Below are 19039 nucleotides of genomic sequence, written 5' to 3'. Positions count from 1 at the left end.
AACGGCGCTGTGAAGAGGGGCGCGGGTGCACATCGGCCATCGTCCCTCTTTCTCAGCGCCCCAGGCGCAGGGCCCTCGCAAGGGAGTTGTTCGGCCGCGTGCCGGGATGCCTGGCGTACGCGGAGAACACCACCTGCCCGTCGACCACGAATCGGAGGGTCTTTCCCCGGCGCGGCCGGATCAGGTGAGACCGGGTGCCGTCCAGGACGTAGCGGACCGCGGGGTGGTCGCAGGTGATGACGCCTTCCAGGCCGCGCCGGCCTTCCTTGATGTCCCAGCTGCGGTACCGGCAGCACCGAACAGCCTTGACCAGGGCCGGGACACACCCTCCTACCTCATCGACCAGGCAACACCGGATCGCCGTCAATATCACGCATGCCAATCATCCCGAGCCGTTGATAACCAGATCAAGTGAGGCGAGGGGCAACGTCGGTCGTCTTCTCGAGAATCGCCACCATGGGCTGCTAGGACCGCTCAGGCCCGGCCGCACTGACCACGTCAAACGTCCCCGGCTGGAAATCGTCGAGGTGCTCCCGCATACGAGCGACATGGTTCCCGAACACGGGGTCGGAGCGCCACGCGCTGACGGTCCCTTCGTCAGGCCACGGACCAAAGCTGATGAACCGATTGGGCGTCACTCGGTCACGTAGCAGGGTGCCGTGTGCCTCCGGGAACCGCGACAGAGTCCACTCCGCCAACGCATTCCATTCCGCCACGAAGGCATCCTCGTGCCCAGCCTGAGCCGTCCAAATCCCCACTGTATAGATCACCACCAGATCCTCCCTCGCCTTGTGACCTTGTACAGGCATTGCGGCGGCCAAGGCGTGTCGGTGCGGTGGACGACCGCTCGTGGAACCCGACCCCCGGGCAAGTTCTTCATCAGTTGAAACCAGAAGTCTCGCGTCCGTGTTCAACCGCAACTGGTCACGCCGCTCAGCGATGGCAGACGTCGTTCAGGTCGTGGGTAAGAGCCCGCACGGCTGGAGCCCGCAGGTCGCTAGCCGGATGATTCGCTCAACAGCGCCCGCGCCTTGCGTTCGACCAGTACGGGCACGAAATTCGCGCACGGGCCGGTCCGCGAAGGACGCGTGAGCTACTGCGGCCTCGACCTCGGCTGAGCTGTGCGTTGCACTGTAAGCGCCCGTCAGGCGCTCCATGACCCCACGACTGCTTCGTCCTCGCGTGCCTTGTCAGCCACAGCCCCACCTGCCTGGAAAGGTGCTTCTCAGCCTCCGCCGAGATTCTCTCGCGGGTGTACCGCGTTGCGGTGATCATTGCATTCCGCCCGCGGAACGTCGTCTGGAACCGGCCACGCCTGATGTGTCTGGAGGGCGAGGCTGACCAGGGTCATGACCAGATGGACGTCCGCGTTGGCGTCGAGGCGCAGCGTCACCCCTACGAGCCGGGCACCAGCTGGACGGCGGCCGCTGCCGTGAGGTGTTCTTCGAAGCGCCGGATGGCACGGGCCGTGAGGTACAGGTCAACGTGGTCGTCGGGGTGGAAATGGGCGATCTCGCCGTGTGCCGTGCGGAGGGCTCGACCAATGCCGCAGCTCGGCTCCGCCTCGGCGAGATCGGGGACTGATCGACAAGAGCGCGGAGATCATGATGTCGCGCGGGGTCACGACATCCGAGATCCGTGCGGTCGACCACGACATCGCCACCCGTGTCTACCCGGACATGACCGAGCACGGCTTCGCGACGGCCGAGTGGCCGGCTCTGTACGAGCAGGTGATGACCGCCGACATCCTGGTGATCGCCGGCCCCATCTGGCTGGGCGACAACAGCTCGGTCACCAAGAAGGTCATCGAGCACCTGTACGGCTGCTCCGGGCTCCTCAACTCCGAAGGTCAGTACGCCTATTACGGCCGCGTCGGCGGCTGCCTGATCACCGGCAACGAGGACGGCGTCAAGCACTGCGCGATGCCTGTACAACCTGCAGCACCTCGGCTACACCATCCCGCCGCAGGCCGACGCCGGCTGGATCGGACCGGCGGGACCGGGACCGTCGTACCTGGACCCCGGTTCGGGCGGCCCGGAGAACGACTTCACCAACCGCAACACCACCTTCATGACCTGGAACCTGATGCAGCTGGCGGAGATGCTGAAGCGCGCCAAGGGCATCCCCGCCCACGGCAACCAGCGTTCGGAGTGGACGCGGGCTGCCGCCTCGACGCGCCCAACCCGGACTACCGCTGAGCCCTATGCGTTCAGTGGCGCCCCGTGCTCGTTGGTGAAGATGCGCCGGCACTGGCTGTTGCAGAAGCCGTGGAGCGTTCCGTCGACCTCCAAGGTGAGGGCGGTGGTGTTCAGGTCGACGGTCATGCCGCACACCGGGTCGATGACGGTACCGGACGGCAGTTCGTCGGTGGGCAGGCGGGCGATGGTCTCGCGGTGCGGGGCGGTCATGTGGTGGCTCGGATCGAGGCTGCCCATGGGGCGTCCGCACAGGCCGAGGCCGCCCTCGGCGTTGCCGACGACCTGAACCACGGCGTGTGGTTGGTCGCGGAGCCGGTCTGCGTCGCGACCGCCCTCGCCCTCGGTCTCAGCGAGGACCTGGGTGAGGCGCTCGACGGCGTGGGCGCTCATCTCCTTGCGCCAGGCGGCCGGTGCGCTGACGCGGATCAGGTAGCGGGGTGGGTCGGCGGGGTCGACCAGGTGGCGGTCGCCGGTGATCCAGGCGGGCGGGCTCGTGGATGAGGACCTGGAAGGGCGCGTGCGGAGTCCATGACGGCCTCGGCTTGGGCGTCCTCGCTCCCGTGAGTGCCTCGATGAGCGGCTTGCCGAGGCGTTGGCCCAGGGCCTGGTCGAACGTGCCTGCAGGGGCGAAGAGTTCGATGACGAGCCACCTCGCCCTCGGCCTGAGCTGGGCGGCGGGGTTTGCCGCCATCGGGCTGCTTCATCCCGCAGAACAACGTAGCGAAGCGTGACGCTTCCGCGAACGATTCCCTCCGGACAGCATCAGGCAGCAGACTCACCCTCACGGCCTTCGTCTTGGTCACGTGCACCTTGGTCGGAGCACAGGATCAGACGAAGGCCGCCCTCACGTCCGGTGAATCCCCAGGTGAGCGACCCAGTTCGAGACACCGTTCGAGGCAGGGGGAAAAATAACAAGCTTAGCCTGAGACGCTGTCAGACCCGACGACTGCCGGGAGACCCCATGCGTTCAGAGCGGCTTCAACTTGTTCTGGACGACGTACGATGCGACGTTCCGCCCGAGCTTGAGCCCGTCCACGGCGTCCCAGCGGTAGTGCACTCCGAGCCAGAGGCGGCTGTAGGCGTCTTCCTCAGCGGCTTGGCTGAAGCGGCTGAACGTGCGGTTCTTGACCGGTGAGTTGCCGTCGTCGGTGGTCGCGGTGAAGGAGATCTGGTCCGTCTTGAAAACCTCTGTCATCACCACCTGCCAGGCACCGGCGAAGGTCGCGTGGCCGGACGCCCATGCGGGGAAGCACGGGGTGTTGCCCAGCGGTCGCCAGTTCGGGTCGTTGAGGCCCACCTGGATCGCCGAGACCGGCCGCCACAGGTCGATGGGGGTCTGGTACTTCACGTCCCACTCGGCGATCGCCCCGTCCGCCATGGCCAGCGACACCAGGGCGAACAGCCGCGCGGCGGGATAGATGTCCAGGTTGCGCTGGTCGGCGACGATACGGGTCATGTCGAGCAGCTGACCCGGGGGCTTGTAGGTGCCGTCCGCGTCGTTGGACCAGAACCAGGCCGCGGCGGTCTGGTCCGTGGTGCGCTCCGACGAGGTCGCCGCCCCCAGCCTGCGCACCTCGTCCACCTGAGCCTGGTAGGCAGGACTCGCCAGCAGTGCCTCGTAGGTGCCAAAGGTCTCGGGCGTCGAGGGCCGGAACTGCGCACCGGAGGCGAGGACGAACGGCCGTACGAGCCCCCAGTTCGGGTCGACGGCGTCGCTCTCGGCGGTGCATCCCGGGCCACCCGTCGGTCGCCAGGCACCGAGCTTGTTGTCCGCGGTGTACGACGCGGGGTTGCGTGAGCCGTCGGTGTACCGGTCCTGCCATATCCGGTCGGCGATCGGCTCGGCCACCAGCGGCTTGAGGATGTCGAAGTCCTGCCAGTCGTGACCGAAGCGCTGCTGGAAGCGTGTGTTGATGAAGGTCTGCTGGGCGGGGAAGAGCCGCACCAGGAGGTTGCGCGCGGTGTGCCCGATGACGCGTTCCTCCTCGGCGGGCCCTTCCAGCAAGGGCGCGCCGGAGTACTTGGGCGCATACAGATACGGCTCGTACTGCTGGGTGTGCCAGGTGCGCTGATAGGCGCTCTCGGCGTCGTAGATCGCGGTGTTCATCATCGCGGCCGCCCGGGCGAGCGGGCCCGGCCCGACCTTCGTCTGCCGCTTGAAGACGTCCAGCAGCACGGAGTTCCAGAACTGCACGGGCCTGCCGTCGAAGGTGTCGGCCTGCGCTGCGGAAGAGGCTGCTGCCGCCGGGTGGGCGGTCACGGCCAGCGGTGCCAGAAGCGCTGCCAGGACGACGCACAGCACGAGCCGTGTTCTTCGGCTCAGGCGCGTCCCCGCTTTCGTTAACTCTGTCAAGGTTGTCGAAGACATGCCCTCAAGCTAGGCAAGGCACTCATCCCCGGCGTCCCATGGAAAGCGGACTTCCCGGTAAACCTGTGCGGTACGCGACGGTTGTAATGCAACTTGCGCTGTACTGCGACGCTATGTCGCTCTTTCAGAACGAGTGCCACCGCACCGTCTCGTCCCCGTCCCGCAGCGACGCCACCCGGCGCTCGAACTCGGCCAGTGCCTTCGGGCTGCTCGGCGCATGCTGGGCCACCCACGCGTAACTCGCCGTCTCGCGGGCCCCGCGTAGCACCCCGCAGCCCTCCCACGCGTTTCCTTCCTCTTGACCGGTGAAACGCACCCCTGAAACGATCTCGACGAGATCAACGACGTGCACAAGCTGGTGGAATCGCACGCCTGCCCGATGTCCACGTGCCAGGCCCCGCCAGGCTCGCCCTGCCGCACCACCTCGAACAAAGTCGCGGTGAAGTACCACACCGCCCGCCTCCAGCTCGTACTCGCCCTGCGCTCCGAACTCCACGTCGCCACCCCCGCCGTACGGAACCCTGGCTCCGCTTGGACGGCGCTGCCCGCCCAGCGGCTTGCGGCGCCGGCCGTGCCGATGGAGATTCGGCTCGCGCACGCCCGCGTCTCCAGCCGAACCCCGGGGGCGCGTGGCTCGCCGACAGCTCCGCGCACCCGACCCTCGTCCGCGCAGCCTGGAACAAGGACTCCCTCGCCCCGATCGCGTCCGCGGGCAGTGGCTTGCCGCGGAGACAGCCCTCCTCACCACGATGAAAGCCCTTCTCCGAACCAAGGCAGCCTGGCTTCGTCTATGACAAGCGACAGCACTGTCGATGAATTCTGGCAGCGGTCGAGGGTCAGCCGGCCTTGAGATGTTGATGAGTTTTGACAGCGCCTGTTAATCGGCGCCACCGGACCCAGGATGCAAGTGAACACCTCTCGGCAGGTCGAAGGACGACGACCGTGGCGCAGCCAGTCGGCCAGCGCAGCGCCGACGTCGGATGGCACCGGCATGTGAGCGCTCCAGGAGCGCCTTCTCCAGTCGGCAGACCGGTGCGCGCTATCTGCGCCGCCAAGGGAGCTCAGCCTGATAGTCGTCCTCGTGGGTGAGACCCTTGATGATGGCCTCGCCGATCTCTGCGAACTGGCGGACCTGGTCAGGCGTGAGGTGGTCGAACATCGCCCGGCGCGCCGCCGCGACGTGACTGGGGGCTGCGGCGGCGAGGACGGCGAAGCCTTCGTCGGTGAGCACGGCGAGTTGGCCGCGCTGGTCCGTCGGGTCGTCGGTGCGTCTCGCCCAGCCGCGTTTTTCCAGCGCCGACAGTGCGTGCGAGAGCCGGCTGCGGGTGACCTTCAGGTGCTCGGCGAGGTCGCTCATCCGCAGCGACCGGTCGGGGGCCACGGACAACCGGCTGAGCAGGTTGTACGTCGCGTGTGACAGGCCGGCGGCCCGTTGCAGCTGCCGCTCCAGGTAGTCGCCCAGCAGTGTTGAGAGGTCGATGTATGCCAGCCAGGCGCGCATCTCCTCCTCGGAGAGCCAGGGGGTGTCGCTCATCACACCAGCATATCCGAAGGTTTGTACTCTCAAACAAATTGGGCTATCGTCGATCCAGATGTTTGAGAGCTCAAACTCTTGGGAGATGTCATGAGGATCACCAGGAAGGCCGGGACCGCGCTGGTGGCGGCCGTCGTGGCGATGGGGGCAGGCGCGAGCTACGCCGTCGCCGATGCGAGCACGAAGGCAACGGCCGGCGCGTCGGGCGAACAGGCGAAGCTGCAGGCGCTCTACCGCCAGGCCGAGGCCGATGGCGGCGGAGTGACCGTGTACATGGGCGGCGACAAGCCGGGACAGTGGGATTTCATCGCCAAGGCGTTCGCCGCGCAGTTCCCCGGCGTCAAAATCCATCTGGTCACCGATCTGAGCAAGATCCACGACGCTCGGATCGACAACCAGATCGCCACCCACAACCAAGTGGCTGACGTGGCCGTGCTGCAGACCGTGCAGGACTTCGACCGCTGGAAGAGCGCCGGCCAGTTGCTGAAGTACCGGCCCATCGGCTCCGACGAGGTCTTCGACAACGCCAAGGACCCGCAGGGCTACTGGACCGGCGTGTTCTACGGCGCTTTCGCCGACATGGTGAACACCAAGGCGGCCGGGTCGGATCCGTCCGCGTTCACCGCGGCCGATCTACTGAAGCCGGAGTTCAAGAAGAAGCTGATCTTCACGTACCCGAACGATGACGACGCCGTGCTCTACGACTTCAAGCTGACCGTCGACAAGTACGGTTGGACCTGGCTGCGTTCCCTGGTCGCGCAGAACCCCGCGTTCGTGCGCGGCACGCCGTTTTCGGCCGGACCCGTGGCGGCCGGGGACTACCTGGCGACGCTCGGCACGGCGGGCGATCCGACGCCGAACGCGACCATGATCTTCCCGGCGAACGACCCGTTCAACAGCTGGGTGCAGCACGGTGCGATCTTCAAGAACGCTCCGCACAAGGCCGCCGCGAAGCTGTTCCTGAGCTGGCTGACGTCGCGGACGGCCCAGCAACAGCTGATCGCTCCGTGGACCTGGTCGGTGCGCAAGGACGTCGCCCCACCGGCCGGGCTGCGGCCGCTGGCCACGTATCACCAGACCAATGTGGCCGGGTTTCAGGCGTTCATGAGCGACCGGAACGCGGTGGAGCGGTTCCGCTCGCAGGTGCAGCTCTACGTCGGCCAGGTCGTCGGTCCGGACCCGGCCGACCCGACCAACACCCTCGGCTTGACTCCCGGCAAGTTCTGACCGGACCCGGTTCCGGGTGGGCGCCGACCACAGGGCTGGCGCCCATCGCCGTAGCGGGCCCACGTGGAGTGAACTCTTTAGCCGCCGGGGTAGCAGCTCGGCGCCGATCTCGCTCGGGACGGGTGAGTTCACCATGGACTATGCAGAGCCGCCGCACGATCGCGAGCCTGTGACTACGATCGCGTGGCGGCTTGCGCACCTGATCGATGTGTTCGGGATCCCGACTGCGTCCCATTTCGATGGCTCGCACGCCAATGAGCCGGTCGGTAGCTACTCGGGCACAGCCGAGGGGGCGTTGCGCCAGCTCGAGGGGCACGATGCGTGTGTCAATCCCCTCGTAGCGTGGAGACGATCTATGCGGCCAGTCCCTCTGCGAGGGTGGCCCGGTACTCGCGTTCGTAGTCGATCGGGCTCTTGAACCCGCATAGGGTGTGTAGCCGCCTGGTGTTGTAGAAGTCGGTGATCCAGGTGGCGATCTTGATGCGGGCCTCGGCGCGGGTGCGGAAGGTGTGACGATGGACGTACTCGACCTTGAGCACGCTGTTGAACGCCTCGCTCACGGCGTTGTCGAAGTAAGATCCAACTCTGCCCATCGACTGCACGATGCCCAGCCCCTGTCGGTGTGCATGATCACGCCGCGGACGTCGCCGCCCCGGGTGGCCGCGGCCATGTTGAGTGAGGCCACCACCAGCTCCCCGCCCCCGGCCGGCGGCGGATTCGGCGTGCGGTCCAACCCTACGCAGACAACCTGCGACCTCGACGCGCTTGCCAACGACGACTGTCGTCGCCGAACCGCGTACCGCCCTCAGCTCTGTCCCCCCAGGTCAGGCATCTGTGCGGTCACGGCGCCAGAGCGGCTGTTCGCGCGCTTCCCAGGTGGCAACTCGCCTTGCTCCGAGGTGACTTGCTCCGTCAACCGGCCTCGTGGGCAAAACGGCGTACGGACGCGTTCCGTGCGGCTGTGAGCCACCGCCCATACCTGCCATACGAACGTCCGATGCCCTATCACTGACCTTCTTCTTGTTACAGCCCAGTCCCCTCCCTACGCTGCCACCACCGCGCCTGGGCGGAATGGGACAAGGGACACAGGAAGTCATATGGGTCGACTGGTTGGGAAAATCGCCTTCATCAGTGGAACAGGAGCCGGAATAGGCCGTGCCGCGGCCCGGATATTCGCCTCCGAAGGCGCCACTGTATTCGGCTGTGACATCGACAAGGAGAGTGCGGCCGAGACCGTCGACATCGTGGAGAAGGCCGGGGGAGTCATGCGGTCCCTGGCGCCCGTCGATCTCTCCACCGAGGAGGGCTCACGGGAGTGGATCGAGGCCGGCATCGCGGCCTTCGGCGGGATCGACATCCTCTACAACAACGCCTCCGCGCTGCGGAACGGTCCGTTCGACACCCAGCCCGTCGAGGACTGGTACTTCACCCTCCGCAACGAGCTGGACATTCCCTACTTCTGCACGCGGGCGGCCTGGCCGCACCTGATCGCGCGCGGTGGCGGGGCCGTCCTCAACGTCGCCTCCGTGGCCGCCGTGCGCGGCGCGCCATTCCTGCCGATGGTGCCGCACGGTGCCGCCAAGGGCGGAGTGCTGGCGATGAGTAAGCACCTGTGCGCGGCCGGCGCCCCGCACCGCATCCGCGTCAACACCATCGCCCCCGGCATGATCCGCACCTCCGCCACCGCGCCCTTCCTCGACGACCCCGACGGGCCCAGGGCCCGGATGGAGGCGCGCATCCCGGTCGGCCGGGTCGGCGAACCGGAGGACATCGCCCGCGCGGCCGCCTTCCTCTGCTCCGACGAGGCGGCCTTCGTCAACGGCGCCAACCTCATGGCCGACGGCGGCGACAGCGCGATGGCGGGCTGAGCGGCCGTGACCACCCGACTCGACCACGTGGGCGTCAACGTGCGCGATCTCGCAGCACAGACCGCCTGGTACCAGGACGCCTTCGGGCTGAAGCGCGTCTTCGACTTCCACCTTGAAATCCCGGGGCTGCGCGGTGTCGTACTGGAACATCCCCATGGCTGGCGTGTCGAACTCCTCGCCCGCCCCGGCTCGGCGCCGGGCCTGCGGGCACCGGACCCGATGACCGCCGCCCTCACCGAGGGATACGGCCACGTCGCGCTCACCACTCCCAAACTGGACCCCGTTTACACGGCCCTCCTGGCCCACGGGGCGGGCGAGATCGTGAAACCCGGGCCGTCCCCCGAGCCCGGCGTGCGCATGGCCTGGGTCAGCGACCCCGAGGGAAATCTCATCGAACTCATAGAAAAGCAAGTCGGAACCCACCTCAAGAACGCAGAGCGAGGGCACGGAAAATGAAAGATTCGATCTCCCTGAGAAGACTGGACCGCGGAACACTTATCGCGTGTTGTCTCGCCGTGGCGGTGGCACAGTTGTGCATTACCGTGCCCGCGCCGATCAACGGAAGTATTCAGGCCGCTTTCGGGGCGTCAGGGTCCCAGGTGGCATGGGTGACATCGGCCTTCATTCTCCCCACCGCCATTCTGGAACTGAACTTCGGTGTGGTCGGCGACCTGTTCGGCCGTAAGCGCCTTCTGGTGCTCGGCGGATTCGTCCTGGCATTCGGGGAACTCCTCAACGCCACCGCCCAGAACATCACCATGCTGTGGGTCGGGCAGGCGCTGGCCGGCATCGGCGCTGCCGCGCTCTTCCCCAGTTCCCTGGCGGTGATCGCGGCTGCCACGCCTGATCAGAAAGACCGGGCCAAGGCCGTCTCCACCTGGGCGCTGAGCATCTCCATCGCCTCCGCCGCGGGCCCGCTGTCCTCCGGTGTGCTCGCCACGATCGCCGACTTCCGCTGGGCGTTCGTGCCGCCGGTCGTTCTCGGACTGGCCGTGGCCGTCACGTGCTGGCTCCTCGTCACCGACTCCAAGGCTCCCGAGGGTCGCACGCTCGACTGGCCGGGCCAGATCAGCATCGCGGTCGGCCTCACCGCCCTGCTCTGGGGCATCATCGAGGGCGGCGAGCAAGGCTGGAGCAGCCCGGCGATCGTCGGGGCGCTCGCCCTGGCCACGGCGGCGCTCGTCGCCTTCATCGCTGCCGAGAAGCGTGCCGCCTCGCCCATGTTCAACCTGGACCTGCTGCGCATCCCGTCGTTCTCGGCGGCGGCCGTGGTCGCGCTGGCCGGGATGTTCGGCTTCGTCGGCACCGCGTACGTCGTCTCCATCCGGCTCGGCGCCGTGATGCACCTGAGTGCGCTGCGCGCCGGCTTGCCGCTGGTGATCCTCCAGCTGATCCCGCTGCTGCTGGCGCCGGTGCTCAGCAAGATGCTCACCCGCGTCGAGCCGCGCTGGCTGCTGATGGGCGGTCTCCTGCCGATGGCCGCGGGACAGTTCTGGATCGCCGCGCTGCCCATCACCACGACCTCCCTCACGGCCTTCCTCGGCCCGGTGCTGCTGCTCGGCGTCGGCTTCATCTGCGTCGTGTCCTCATTGACGTCCGCCGCCGTGAACGCTGTGCCCATCCACATGACCGGCATGGCCAGCGGCGCCACCAGCCTGGTGCGCGAGTTCGGACAGGGATTCGGCCCCGCCGTGATCAGCACGATCGCGATGGGCGCTGCCTCCTCGGCGCTGGTGGGCAATCTCAGCGGCAAGGACGCCGGCATACAGCAGGCGGCGGGACCGCTCGCCGTGGTCAACGTCGGCAGCGACAGCGCCAAGGCCGCCGCCCAGACCGCCCTCGCCCACGGCATGGCCCTCGGTGTGATCGTCTGCGGCTGCGCCTCCCTGCTCGGCGTGCTGGTCACCCTGCTGCTGGTCCGCAAGAGCACCGCCCGCTCCGCCGTCGGCGCGGGCGAGCCGGCGATCCAGATGACCGCGTCCGTGTAGCGGGCAACGTAGCGAAGGGGAGGCCAGGGCCGAAGCCCTGGCCTCCTCACTTGTGCGGTGACGCCATGTCCGCGGCGCGCACGCTCACTCGTGCGCGCCCGACCCACGTCTGACGTCCGTTTTCGTTCACTCCACACGCGATCACCCCTCCGTGCTACGGCACGGAGGGGTGATCGCGTCAGTGGGACGGTCATTGTCGGAAGGCAAGCACGGCCCCGCTGTCGTCCGTCCATGGCCCGACTGCGGCAAGCCCGCCGTCGGCGTGCGGGCAGGCCGATCAGACGCTCACGGTGGGCGGGGCGTGCGGCGAGGCGTACGCGGAGCCGGGGAAGACCAGTGTCGTCGTCCGGCTGCGCCATGACCGGCTGATCGAGCCGAGGGAACGGCAGCGTGGTCCTGCCAACTCGTCAGAGTTCAGCGGGTGTCCAGGGCGTTCGTGATCGCCTTCACTCCGCCGTGGGCCGCATACCCGCCGTCGACGGTGATCTCCGCGCCGTTGACGTACGCCGACTCGTCGGACAGCAGGTACACCACCAGGGGGGCCACCTCGTCCGTGTGGCCGGCGCGGCCCAGCGGTGTCATCGACAGATGCGCCTCGACGAAAACTGGGTTCGCCGTCGCCATCAGCGGGGTCTCGATGTAGCCGGGGTGGATCACGTTCGTACGGATCCCCCGCGGGCCGAGTTCCAGCGCGGCCACCTTCGACAGGCCCCGCAGGGCCCACTTGCTGGTCGTGTAGGCGACCGCGTGGTGGGCGGTCAGGCCGGCGACCGAGCCCACGTTGACGATCGACGCGCCGACGGGCATGAGCGGGGCGAGTGCCTGGATGCCCAGCAGCGCGCCGGTGGTGTTCACGGTGAAGGCCCGGTTCCAGTCGGTGAGGTCGACCTCGCCCAGGCGGGCTCGCATGGGGATGCCTGCGTTGTTCACCAGCCCGTGCACGGTCTCCAGCGACGACGCCAGCGCCGACCAGTCCTCGGGCGACGTCACGTCCAGGTGCCGGAAGCGCACGTCGAGATCGTCGGCGCGTAGGGACGCGGCCAGCTTCTCGCCCGCCTCGTCCAGCACATCGGTGGCCACCACACGCGCGCCCTCCTGGGCCGCGGCGGTCACCTCGGCGGCTCCCTGCCCCTGTGCGGCTCCGGTGATGACGACGGTACGGCCTGCCAGGCGCATGGGGCTCACGGCTCCTCCAGGGGATACGGGATGTCTCCCGTACCACGCTAGAAAGCCGAGCTGAGCTCCGGAAACGGATGTTCGGCATGGGTGGTATCAACGGCGGTGATCTCCTGGGCCAGCGGCTCGTCCAGCGAGGCGCCGACCTTGCGTACGGTCTCGCGCAGCCAGCGGTGCGCGGGGTCCGCGTGCCGGTTGTTGTGCCAGTGCATCGCCTCGACCAGCGGTACGTCGGGGAACGGCGTGGGGACGGCGACACAGCGCGCGAAGCCCTCGTAGCGGCGGGCGAGCCGTTCCGGCACCAGAGTGACCAGGTCGGTGCCGCTGACCAGGAACGGCAGGACGCTGAAGCCAGGTGTGCTGACCTGCACCTTCGGGGTGATGCCGAGGGTCTCCAGCTGACGGCCGACGGGCGTGTTGCCCCTGCCGATCGAGCACGCGGCGTGCGGCATCTCCGCGAGGTCCCGCAGGCCGAGCCGCCCGTCCACGAGTCGCGGGTTGTCCGGGTCGACCAGACAGACGAACCGGTCGTGCATCACGGCCTCGCTCACCCCTGGGAGCTGGTAACCGAGCGGCGCGATCATCAGGTCGTGGCACCGCAGGTGCGTCTCCGTCTCCAGCTGCCCGTCCACGATGGGATGGAAGTCGATGCGGACGCCTGGCGCCTCCTGCGCGATCACCCGCAGCAGCGGCTCCACGAACACCGTCATCACGTAGTCCGACATCACCACCGAGAAGCGCTGCCGACTGTGCTCCGGATCGAAGTGCCGGGTCAGTGACAGCGCCTCCTCCGCCTTGTGCAGGGACGCCTGGACGATCGGCAGCAGCCGTTCGGCGAGCGGCGTCAGCTCGTACTCGCGGCCTACCCGCACCAGCAGCTCGTCGTTGAAGTGCCGGCGCAGCCGGGCCAGCGAGCCGCTCATCCCCGACTGGCTGGTGCACAGGCGCACACCGGCGTGGGTGACGTTCTTCTCCTCCAGGAGCGCTTCCAGCGCAAGCAGAAGATTGAGATCGATCGCTCCCAGGATCACGGATGTCCCCTTCCGGCCACGTCTTTGAAGCATCGGTGAATCGGGAGCGTAACCACCATATTGCGGTCTGGAAAAGAGTGGGGTCGAACCTTCACCAAGATGCGATGAGAGCCATTCGGCGAAGCCATACCCACACGTCAAGGGGCCAGTGCCCGAACAGCTGGGCACTGGCCCCACACAGCTCGACGTCCTAGGGTCGGGGCGTCCGCCCCCGCTTCCTCGCTCGCGGGAGGTAGACGTCCGCGCGCCCCGGAACGACCTGGTTGCGCAGCGTCCCCAGCCGCTCCACGGTCAGCTCCACCTCATCGCCGGGCGTGAGCGGCGGCGGGGTGCGCTCCCCCAGGCGTCCCCAGTGCTCCGCGAGCGCGCCCCAACCGCACGTGCCCGAGCCGAGGACATCCCCGGGGCGCACCCAGGCGTCCCGGCTGGCGTAGGCGATCATCTCCTCGAAAGTCCAGGAGACGTTGGCGAGGGTGTCCCGGCCGATCAGCTCGCCGTTGAGGGTGACGGTCATCTCCAGGTCCAGGAAGCCGTCCGGGTCGCGCCGGTCCTCCACCTCGTCGGCGGTGACCAGGTACGGGCCGAGCGTGTTCGCGAAGTCCTTGCCCTTGGAGAAGCCGAGGCCCAGGTTCTTCTCCGGTTTCTGCAGGTCGCGCGCCGACCAGTCGTTGAAGACGAGGTAGCCGACGATATGCTCGCGCGCCTGCTCGGGCGTGAGGTCGCGTCCGCTGCGACCGATGACCCCCCCGACCTCCAGCTCGAAGTCGAGAACCGAACAGCCCGCGGGAACGGGTACGTCGTCGTGCGCGCCGTATGCCGCGTGCGGGTTGGTGAAGTAGAAGTTCGGCGCCCGGTACCACTCCTGCGGGACGTGCTCCAGGCCGTCCAGCGATTTGGACACCCCCTCGATGTGTGCCTCGAAACCGACGAAGTCCCGGATGGACGGCGGCTTCAGCGGCGGCAGAAGCCGCACCTGATCCACCGTCAGCTCGCTGGCGGCGCTGAGCGCTTCGGCCCCCGCGGCGTACAAGACCTCCTGCTCGACCAGCGCCAGGACGGTGACTCCCTCAGGAAGCGGGTGCACCACCCCGTCCCGGACCACACCGGCGCGCTCCACGCCCTCGTACTCGTATGTCGCGAAACGCATGCCTCACTGCTCCCAGTGGTTGGTGTTGGTGACAGACCCTGCGCTCAGGTAGCCCACGAACAGGCCCTTGGGATCGCGTACGTCGCGGATCTCCTGGAGCCTGCGCCACTGCTCGTCACCCATGAACTTCAACTGCCGTACGGTCAGGTCGGAGTCCCCGAGGTACTGGCCCACGGTGACCGGCTGCAGTGCCCTCATCGCCTCGTCCAGCCAGGCCCGCAGCTCCGCGTCCCGCTCCGGCTCGTCGTGGATCACGTACGTCGCGCAGTAGATCTCCGACTGCAACGAGAGAGCCATGTCGGGCAGTTCACGCAGCGGCGCCATGGAGAACCAGATGGTGAAGGTCTGCCGGGTGGGTTGCTCGGTGAACGCCTTGCGCATCGCCGGGACGACCTCCTCGGCGGGCCCGGTCAACCATGCGTTGTCGACGAGGTAGCGGTGGCCCTCGGGGTTGGCGGTGCGCTGACCCGCGAGTTGCTCGGCCAGCGTGGTGGGCTGCGCTTCGACGCGGAACAGGGCCCGGTCGGCGTACGGGTTGGCGTGCAGCGGGGCCAGGGCATTGGCGGCCTGCTCGGGGGTGTCGGTCATCGACACGCCCGTGACCAGGAGCACCGGTTCCTCCGCGCCCGGTGGCGTCTGCGTGACGGCGACGATCTCCACCAGGTCCGACACCGTGTGGTGCATGCCCTGCAGCCAGGTCATGACCTCGTCGAAGAGGTCAAGCGGGTAGGCGTGGACGGTGTGCGCCAGGTGCCTCGGCAGGGGGCGGGTGCGCAGATGGAAGCGCGTGACGACACCGAAGAACCCGGGCCCGGCGCCACGCGCCGCCCAGAGCAGGTCACTGTTCTGCGTCTCGTCGGCCCGCACGAGTTCGCCCTCGGCCGTGACGACGTCGATCGCCACGATGTTCTCCGCCGCCCAGCCCCAGCCGCGCGCGTTCCAGCCCTGACCGCCCTGGAGCAGGAAGCCGCCGATGCCGACGGAGGGGCAGTGCCCGCCGTTGAAGAAGCGCCCGGCCTCGGCGAGGTACGGGTTGAGTTCGTCGCCGCCCTTCACGCTGGGCGTCGCTGTCACGATGCCGGTCTGCGGGTCGTACGCCATCTCGCGGAAGTTCCCGAGATCGATCAGCAGCGCGTCCTGCCGTACCGACCAGGCCGCCCAGCTGTGTCCGCCGGAGCGGACGGCGACCTGCCAGCCACGCCGCAGGGCCAGTCGTACTCCCTCGACGACGTCCTGTTCGGTGGCGGCCTTCAGTACGGCGGCGGGCGTCCGGTCGTACGGGCGGCGGGCGTTGAAGACCCTGCCGAAGCATGCCTCATCGAAGTCCTCGTCGCCGGGGAGGTGGAGAGTGCCGGAGAATCGGTGGGTTTTCACTGCGCTGCTCACTTGATCGCGATCGGGTTGACGGGCGCGCCGACCGCGCCGGTGACCGGCAGCGGAGCGGCGACCAGCAGGAACTCGTAGACGCCGTCGGCCGCGCAGTCCTCGGCCAGTGCCTCCAGGTCCCACATCTCGCCCAGCGGAAGGCCCATGTTCGGGATCGCGATCTGGTGCAGCGGGGACATGGCGGGCTCGGCGAATTCGTAGGGACGTACCTCCAGTCCCCAGGTGTCGGAGGCGATCGCCCCTATCTCGGTGCGGTGCAGCCAGCCGAGGGTGGTGAAGGAGAGGCCAGGGGCGTCACCGGCCGCGTAGCCGCCCCACTTGCCCAGCCGCCTCACGCGGCCCAGCTGGCCCGTGCGCACGAGGACGAGGTCGCCGCGGCGGACGGTGGAGGTCGCGCCCTGCGCCTCGATGGTGGCGCGCAGATGCTCCTCCAGGATGGGGAATCCGTCGGGGAGTTCCCCGTGCTCGTCGCCGACCGCGCGGCCCACGTCCAGCAGGACACCGCGCCCTGTGAAGACTTCCCTCATGTGCTCGATGCCGGTGACCGAGTCGCCGTCGCCGCTCACGATGGTGCACGGACGGCCGTTCCAGGCCTGCTTGTTGTCGTAGATGTGGCCGAGCCCGTCCCACTGGGTGGAGGCCTGGAGAGGCATGACCACGTGGTCGTCGGCGCCGCCGAACCCGTGCGGGAAGCCCTGCGTGCCGGCGGCCGCGTCGGAGCCGGTGTCCTTCATGTAGTGGACCGGGTTGATCCGGCCGCGGAATCCACGCTGCGGGCCGTTCTCGTTGAACTCCAGGGCGAGTGAGAGCGACCGGCCCCGGCGGACCAGTCCCGCCGCGTGGGCGCGGATCGCGTCGTCGATGAAGTTGAGGGTGCCCAGTACGTCGTCCTCGCCCCAGCGGCCCCAGTTGCGGTAGGCGGAACGGGCCTTGGCGAGCTCTTCCTCTATGGGACCGAGGCTCATCGGGTGCGTCCTTTCAGCAGCAGATCGAGAGCGTTGCCCCCGGCGATCGCGGCACGTTCGGCCTCCGGCAGCCCGGCGGCGTCCAGCCGGGCCACCGGATCGTCGACGCCCATGTCGAAGGGGTGGTCCGTGCCGAGGACGACCCGGTCGGCACCCACCTCCTCGACCAGGTGGCGCAGAGCGCGCGGGGTGTAGACGAGCGCGTCGAACCACATCCGCCGCAGATAGGCGCTCGGCGGCTCGGCGCACCCGCGGGCGTCCGGCCGTACATGCCAGGCGTGGTCGGAGCGCCCGATGTACGTCGGCAGATAGCCGCCGCCGTGCGCGGCGACGAGCTTCAGCCGGGGGAAGCGGTCCAGGACGCCTGTGAAGATCAGATGGGAGAGGGCCACGGTGGTCTCGACCGGCTGTCCGACCGTGTTCCCGAGGTACTGCGTGGCGAGCCGCTCGCCGAGTGAGCACCCCCATGGGTGCACGAAGACCACCGCGCCGGCTTCCTCGGCCTTCCGCCACACCTCGTCGTGGGCCGGGTCGGCCAGCTCCCGGCCGTTCACGGTCGTGGAGACGCTGATGCCGTACAACCCGTACTCGGTGACCGCCTCGTCCAGCAGCGCCACCGCCAGGTCCGGATGCTGGAGCGGCACCGTACCAAGGCCGTACAGCCGCTCGGGCGCCTCGGCGCAGTGCTCCGCGACCGTCTCGTTGACCGTGCGGGCCAGCCGTACGGCGAGGTCCGCGTCCGCCCAGTAGTGGTGCATCGGCATCGGGCCGACCACCTGGATGTCGACGCCCATCGCGTCGAGATCGGCGAGGCGCGAGCCCACGTCCGTGAGCCTTGGCTCGAGCGACTGGAGCTGAGCCCTGTTGGCGGCCAGCGACTGAGGGCTGTGGGCGCGTTGCTCGGCAGCCAGTTCGGCGGTCAGGCCGGACTGCCCCGCGCACAGGGCGTCGGCGGCGGGCACGGCCAGGTGGCCGTGGACGTCGACGACAGGGATGCTCGCCGTGGTCATGCCGCCGCCGTCAGCGAGTCGAGCGTCTCCGACATGATCCGCGCGGGATCGGCACCCGGCGTGTCGGGGTTGATCTCCCACTCGGCCAGCTGCAGCGAGTTTTCCAGTACCGTCCGCACACGTGGCAGCCGACGGGACATGAAGTGGTCGAGGGCCTTCTCCAACGGCTCCTCCCCGGTGACCAGCTCGGCCAGGAGCACGGCGTCCTCCATGCACATGGCCGCGCCCTGCGCGATCAGCGGCGGGCAGGCGTGCGCGGCGTCGCCGATGACGAGCGTGCGGCCTCGGTGCCACGGCCCGTCGACCAGAATCGCCTCGATCCAGCGGTAGTCGACGGCGGTGTCGTCGGGCAGGGACGCGATGATCTTGCCCCAGGTACCGCCGTAGCCGGCGCCGCGCTCGCGCAGGAGGGAGAGGGAGGCGCGCGGCCCGACCAGGGATGCGTCCAGGTTCTCGTCGAGCAGGTAGGTGTAGCACTGACCGGGGGAGATCGGGCTGTAGCCGGCCTTGTAGCGGGGGCCGCCGTAGTACACCTCGTGGCAGTCCATCTCGGCGGGGCGGTCGGCGACGACACGGAAGATCGACATGCCGACCGGGCGCGGTTTCTCCACGATCCCGATCACAGAGCGCATGGCCGAGTTGATGCCGTCGGCGCCCACCACCAGGTCGTAGCGGCCGGTGGAGCCGTCCGTGAAGGCCACGTCGACGTGTCGGGGCGACTGGTCGAGGCGCTCGACGCTCAGACCGAGACGGACGGTGACGCCGTGCGCGTACACGGCGTCACACAACGCGTCCTGCAGGTCGCGGCGCAGGGCCCCCGCCGTCGCGGGCAGGTCCGGCCCGCCGGTGTGGGGGGTGGGCAGCTCCGTGATGAGCTCGCCGTCCGCACGCCGGAGCCGAAGGACGTCGAACGGCACCGCCCGCGCCAGCACCCGGTCCAGCACGCCCACCGAGCGCAGCGCCTTGAGAGCGTTGCCCTGGAGGGTGATGCCGTGGCCCACACCGAACCATTGGGGGGAGATCTCGACGAGCTCGACGTCGGCACCGCGCTGGGCGAGCGCGAGGGCGAGCACGCTTCCAGTGATGCCGCCGCCGACGACGAGCACCTTGTGTACGGGCATGAGCGATCCTTGCGAACGTA

Annotated in this window: 17 protein-coding genes and 2 pseudogenes; 5 read left to right on the top strand and 14 right to left on the bottom strand. The window is 68.5% G+C overall.

The genetic code is table 11. The annotated features are described in order from the left end of the window. Positions 1 to 52: 52 nt before the first annotated feature. Together ABZZ74_RS40655 and ABZZ74_RS40650 are read right to left on the bottom strand one after the other, a co-directional pair. Entirely contained in the window at positions 53 to 373 is a 321-nt protein-coding gene (locus tag ABZZ74_RS40655) for a hypothetical protein (protein ID WP_356949178.1), read from the bottom strand. Between the two features lie 1022 nt (positions 374 to 1395). Next, positions 1396 to 1545, bottom strand: coding sequence for a luciferase family protein (locus tag ABZZ74_RS40650; protein ID WP_356949187.1), 150 nt, complete (start codon positions 1543 to 1545; stop codon positions 1396 to 1398). A 29-nt stretch (positions 1546 to 1574) separates the two neighbouring features. On the opposite strand from ABZZ74_RS40650, the pseudogene ABZZ74_RS40645 reads away from it, so the two are divergent. Continuing rightward, positions 1575 to 2198 (top strand): annotated as a pseudogene (locus tag ABZZ74_RS40645) (NAD(P)H-dependent oxidoreductase); the annotation flags it as partial. A gap of 3 nt (positions 2199 to 2201) precedes the next feature. Here ABZZ74_RS40645 and ABZZ74_RS40640 read toward each other — a convergent pair. From ABZZ74_RS40640 to ABZZ74_RS40625, 4 genes and pseudogenes are all read right to left on the bottom strand, one after another. After that, a complete protein-coding gene (locus ABZZ74_RS40640) occupies positions 2202 to 2588 on the bottom strand; it encodes a hypothetical protein (protein ID WP_356949177.1) in 387 nt (128 codons plus the stop codon). 577 nt (positions 2589 to 3165) lie between these two features. After that, a complete protein-coding gene (locus ABZZ74_RS40635; protein ID WP_356949176.1) occupies positions 3166 to 4500 on the bottom strand; it encodes a vanadium-dependent haloperoxidase in 1335 nt (444 codons plus the stop codon). 190 nt (positions 4501 to 4690) lie between these two features. Then, positions 4691 to 4849 (bottom strand): annotated as a pseudogene (locus tag ABZZ74_RS40630) (aminoglycoside phosphotransferase family protein); the annotation flags it as partial. 756 nt (positions 4850 to 5605) lie between these two features. Continuing rightward, positions 5606 to 6100 carry a MarR family transcriptional regulator gene (locus tag ABZZ74_RS40625; RefSeq protein WP_356949175.1) on the bottom strand — a complete coding sequence of 165 codons (495 nt, stop codon included), beginning with the start codon at positions 6098 to 6100 and terminating at the stop codon, positions 5606 to 5608. Positions 6101 to 6190: 90 nt separating this feature from the next. Between ABZZ74_RS40625 and ABZZ74_RS40620 the strand changes: the two genes are divergently transcribed. After that, the gene (locus ABZZ74_RS40620) at positions 6191 to 7327 is read left to right on the top strand and encodes an ABC transporter substrate-binding protein (RefSeq protein WP_356949174.1); all 1137 of its coding nucleotides are present in this window, start codon (positions 6191 to 6193) and stop codon (positions 7325 to 7327) included. A gap of 353 nt (positions 7328 to 7680) precedes the next feature. Here the strand turns inward: ABZZ74_RS40620 and ABZZ74_RS40615 are convergent, their stop codons facing one another. Further along, complete coding sequence (locus tag ABZZ74_RS40615; protein ID WP_356949173.1) at positions 7681 to 7929, bottom strand: integrase core domain-containing protein; 249 nt, start codon at positions 7927 to 7929, stop codon at positions 7681 to 7683. A gap of 495 nt (positions 7930 to 8424) precedes the next feature. On the opposite strand from ABZZ74_RS40615, the gene ABZZ74_RS40610 reads away from it, so the two are divergent. From ABZZ74_RS40610 to ABZZ74_RS40600, 3 genes are read left to right on the top strand one after another with little or no spacing between them, the layout of a single operon-like run. Continuing rightward, positions 8425 to 9195 (top strand): SDR family NAD(P)-dependent oxidoreductase, encoded by a 771-nt coding sequence (locus ABZZ74_RS40610; protein ID WP_356949172.1) that lies wholly within the window; start codon positions 8425 to 8427, stop codon positions 9193 to 9195. Positions 9196 to 9201: 6 nt separating this feature from the next. Next, positions 9202 to 9651 (top strand): VOC family protein, encoded by a 450-nt coding sequence (locus tag ABZZ74_RS40605; protein WP_356949171.1) that lies wholly within the window; start codon positions 9202 to 9204, stop codon positions 9649 to 9651. Further along, on the top strand, positions 9648 to 11183 hold the full coding sequence (locus ABZZ74_RS40600; RefSeq protein ID WP_356949170.1) for an MFS transporter: 1536 nt from the start codon (positions 9648 to 9650) through the stop codon (positions 11181 to 11183). The genes ABZZ74_RS40605 and ABZZ74_RS40600 overlap by 4 nt, the downstream gene beginning before the upstream one ends. Before the next feature lie 414 nt (positions 11184 to 11597). Here the strand turns inward: ABZZ74_RS40600 and ABZZ74_RS40595 are convergent, their stop codons facing one another. The 7 genes from ABZZ74_RS40595 to ABZZ74_RS40565 all read right to left on the bottom strand — a co-directional run bounded on the left by ABZZ74_RS40595 (position 11598) and on the right by ABZZ74_RS40565 (position 19019). Further along, positions 11598 to 12368 (bottom strand): SDR family oxidoreductase, encoded by a 771-nt coding sequence (locus ABZZ74_RS40595; protein ID WP_356949169.1) that lies wholly within the window; start codon positions 12366 to 12368, stop codon positions 11598 to 11600. 38 nt (positions 12369 to 12406) lie between these two features. Beyond that, the gene (locus ABZZ74_RS40590) at positions 12407 to 13390 is read right to left on the bottom strand and encodes a LysR family transcriptional regulator (protein ID WP_356949168.1); all 984 of its coding nucleotides are present in this window, start codon (positions 13388 to 13390) and stop codon (positions 12407 to 12409) included. Between the two features lie 190 nt (positions 13391 to 13580). After that, complete coding sequence (locus ABZZ74_RS40585) at positions 13581 to 14537, bottom strand: fumarylacetoacetate hydrolase family protein (protein WP_356949167.1); 957 nt, start codon at positions 14535 to 14537, stop codon at positions 13581 to 13583. Between the two features lie 3 nt (positions 14538 to 14540). Next, entirely contained in the window at positions 14541 to 15923 is a 1383-nt protein-coding gene (locus tag ABZZ74_RS40580; RefSeq protein WP_356949166.1) for an FAD-binding oxidoreductase, read from the bottom strand. Beyond that, the gene (locus tag ABZZ74_RS40575) at positions 15920 to 16888 is read right to left on the bottom strand and encodes a cyclase family protein (RefSeq protein ID WP_356949165.1); all 969 of its coding nucleotides are present in this window, start codon (positions 16886 to 16888) and stop codon (positions 15920 to 15922) included. Before ABZZ74_RS40575 ends, ABZZ74_RS40580 begins: the two co-directional genes overlap by 4 nt. Beyond that, positions 16885 to 17898 carry an amidohydrolase family protein gene (locus ABZZ74_RS40570; protein WP_356949164.1) on the bottom strand — a complete coding sequence of 338 codons (1014 nt, stop codon included), beginning with the start codon at positions 17896 to 17898 and terminating at the stop codon, positions 16885 to 16887. The genes ABZZ74_RS40575 and ABZZ74_RS40570 overlap by 4 nt, the downstream gene beginning before the upstream one ends. Further along, positions 17895 to 19019, bottom strand: a complete 1125-nt coding sequence (locus ABZZ74_RS40565) for an FAD-dependent monooxygenase (RefSeq protein ID WP_356949163.1) — start codon at positions 19017 to 19019, stop codon at positions 17895 to 17897. Before ABZZ74_RS40565 ends, ABZZ74_RS40570 begins: the two co-directional genes overlap by 4 nt. Between the last annotated feature and the right edge of the window lie 20 nt (positions 19020 to 19039).

The sequence above is a fragment of the Streptomyces sp. NPDC006476 genome, from assembly GCF_040612015.1.
Taxonomy (GTDB): Bacteria; Actinomycetota; Actinomycetes; order Streptomycetales; family Streptomycetaceae; genus Streptomyces; species Streptomyces griseorubiginosus_B.
This window is presented reverse-complemented; position numbering and strand designations above follow the sequence as displayed.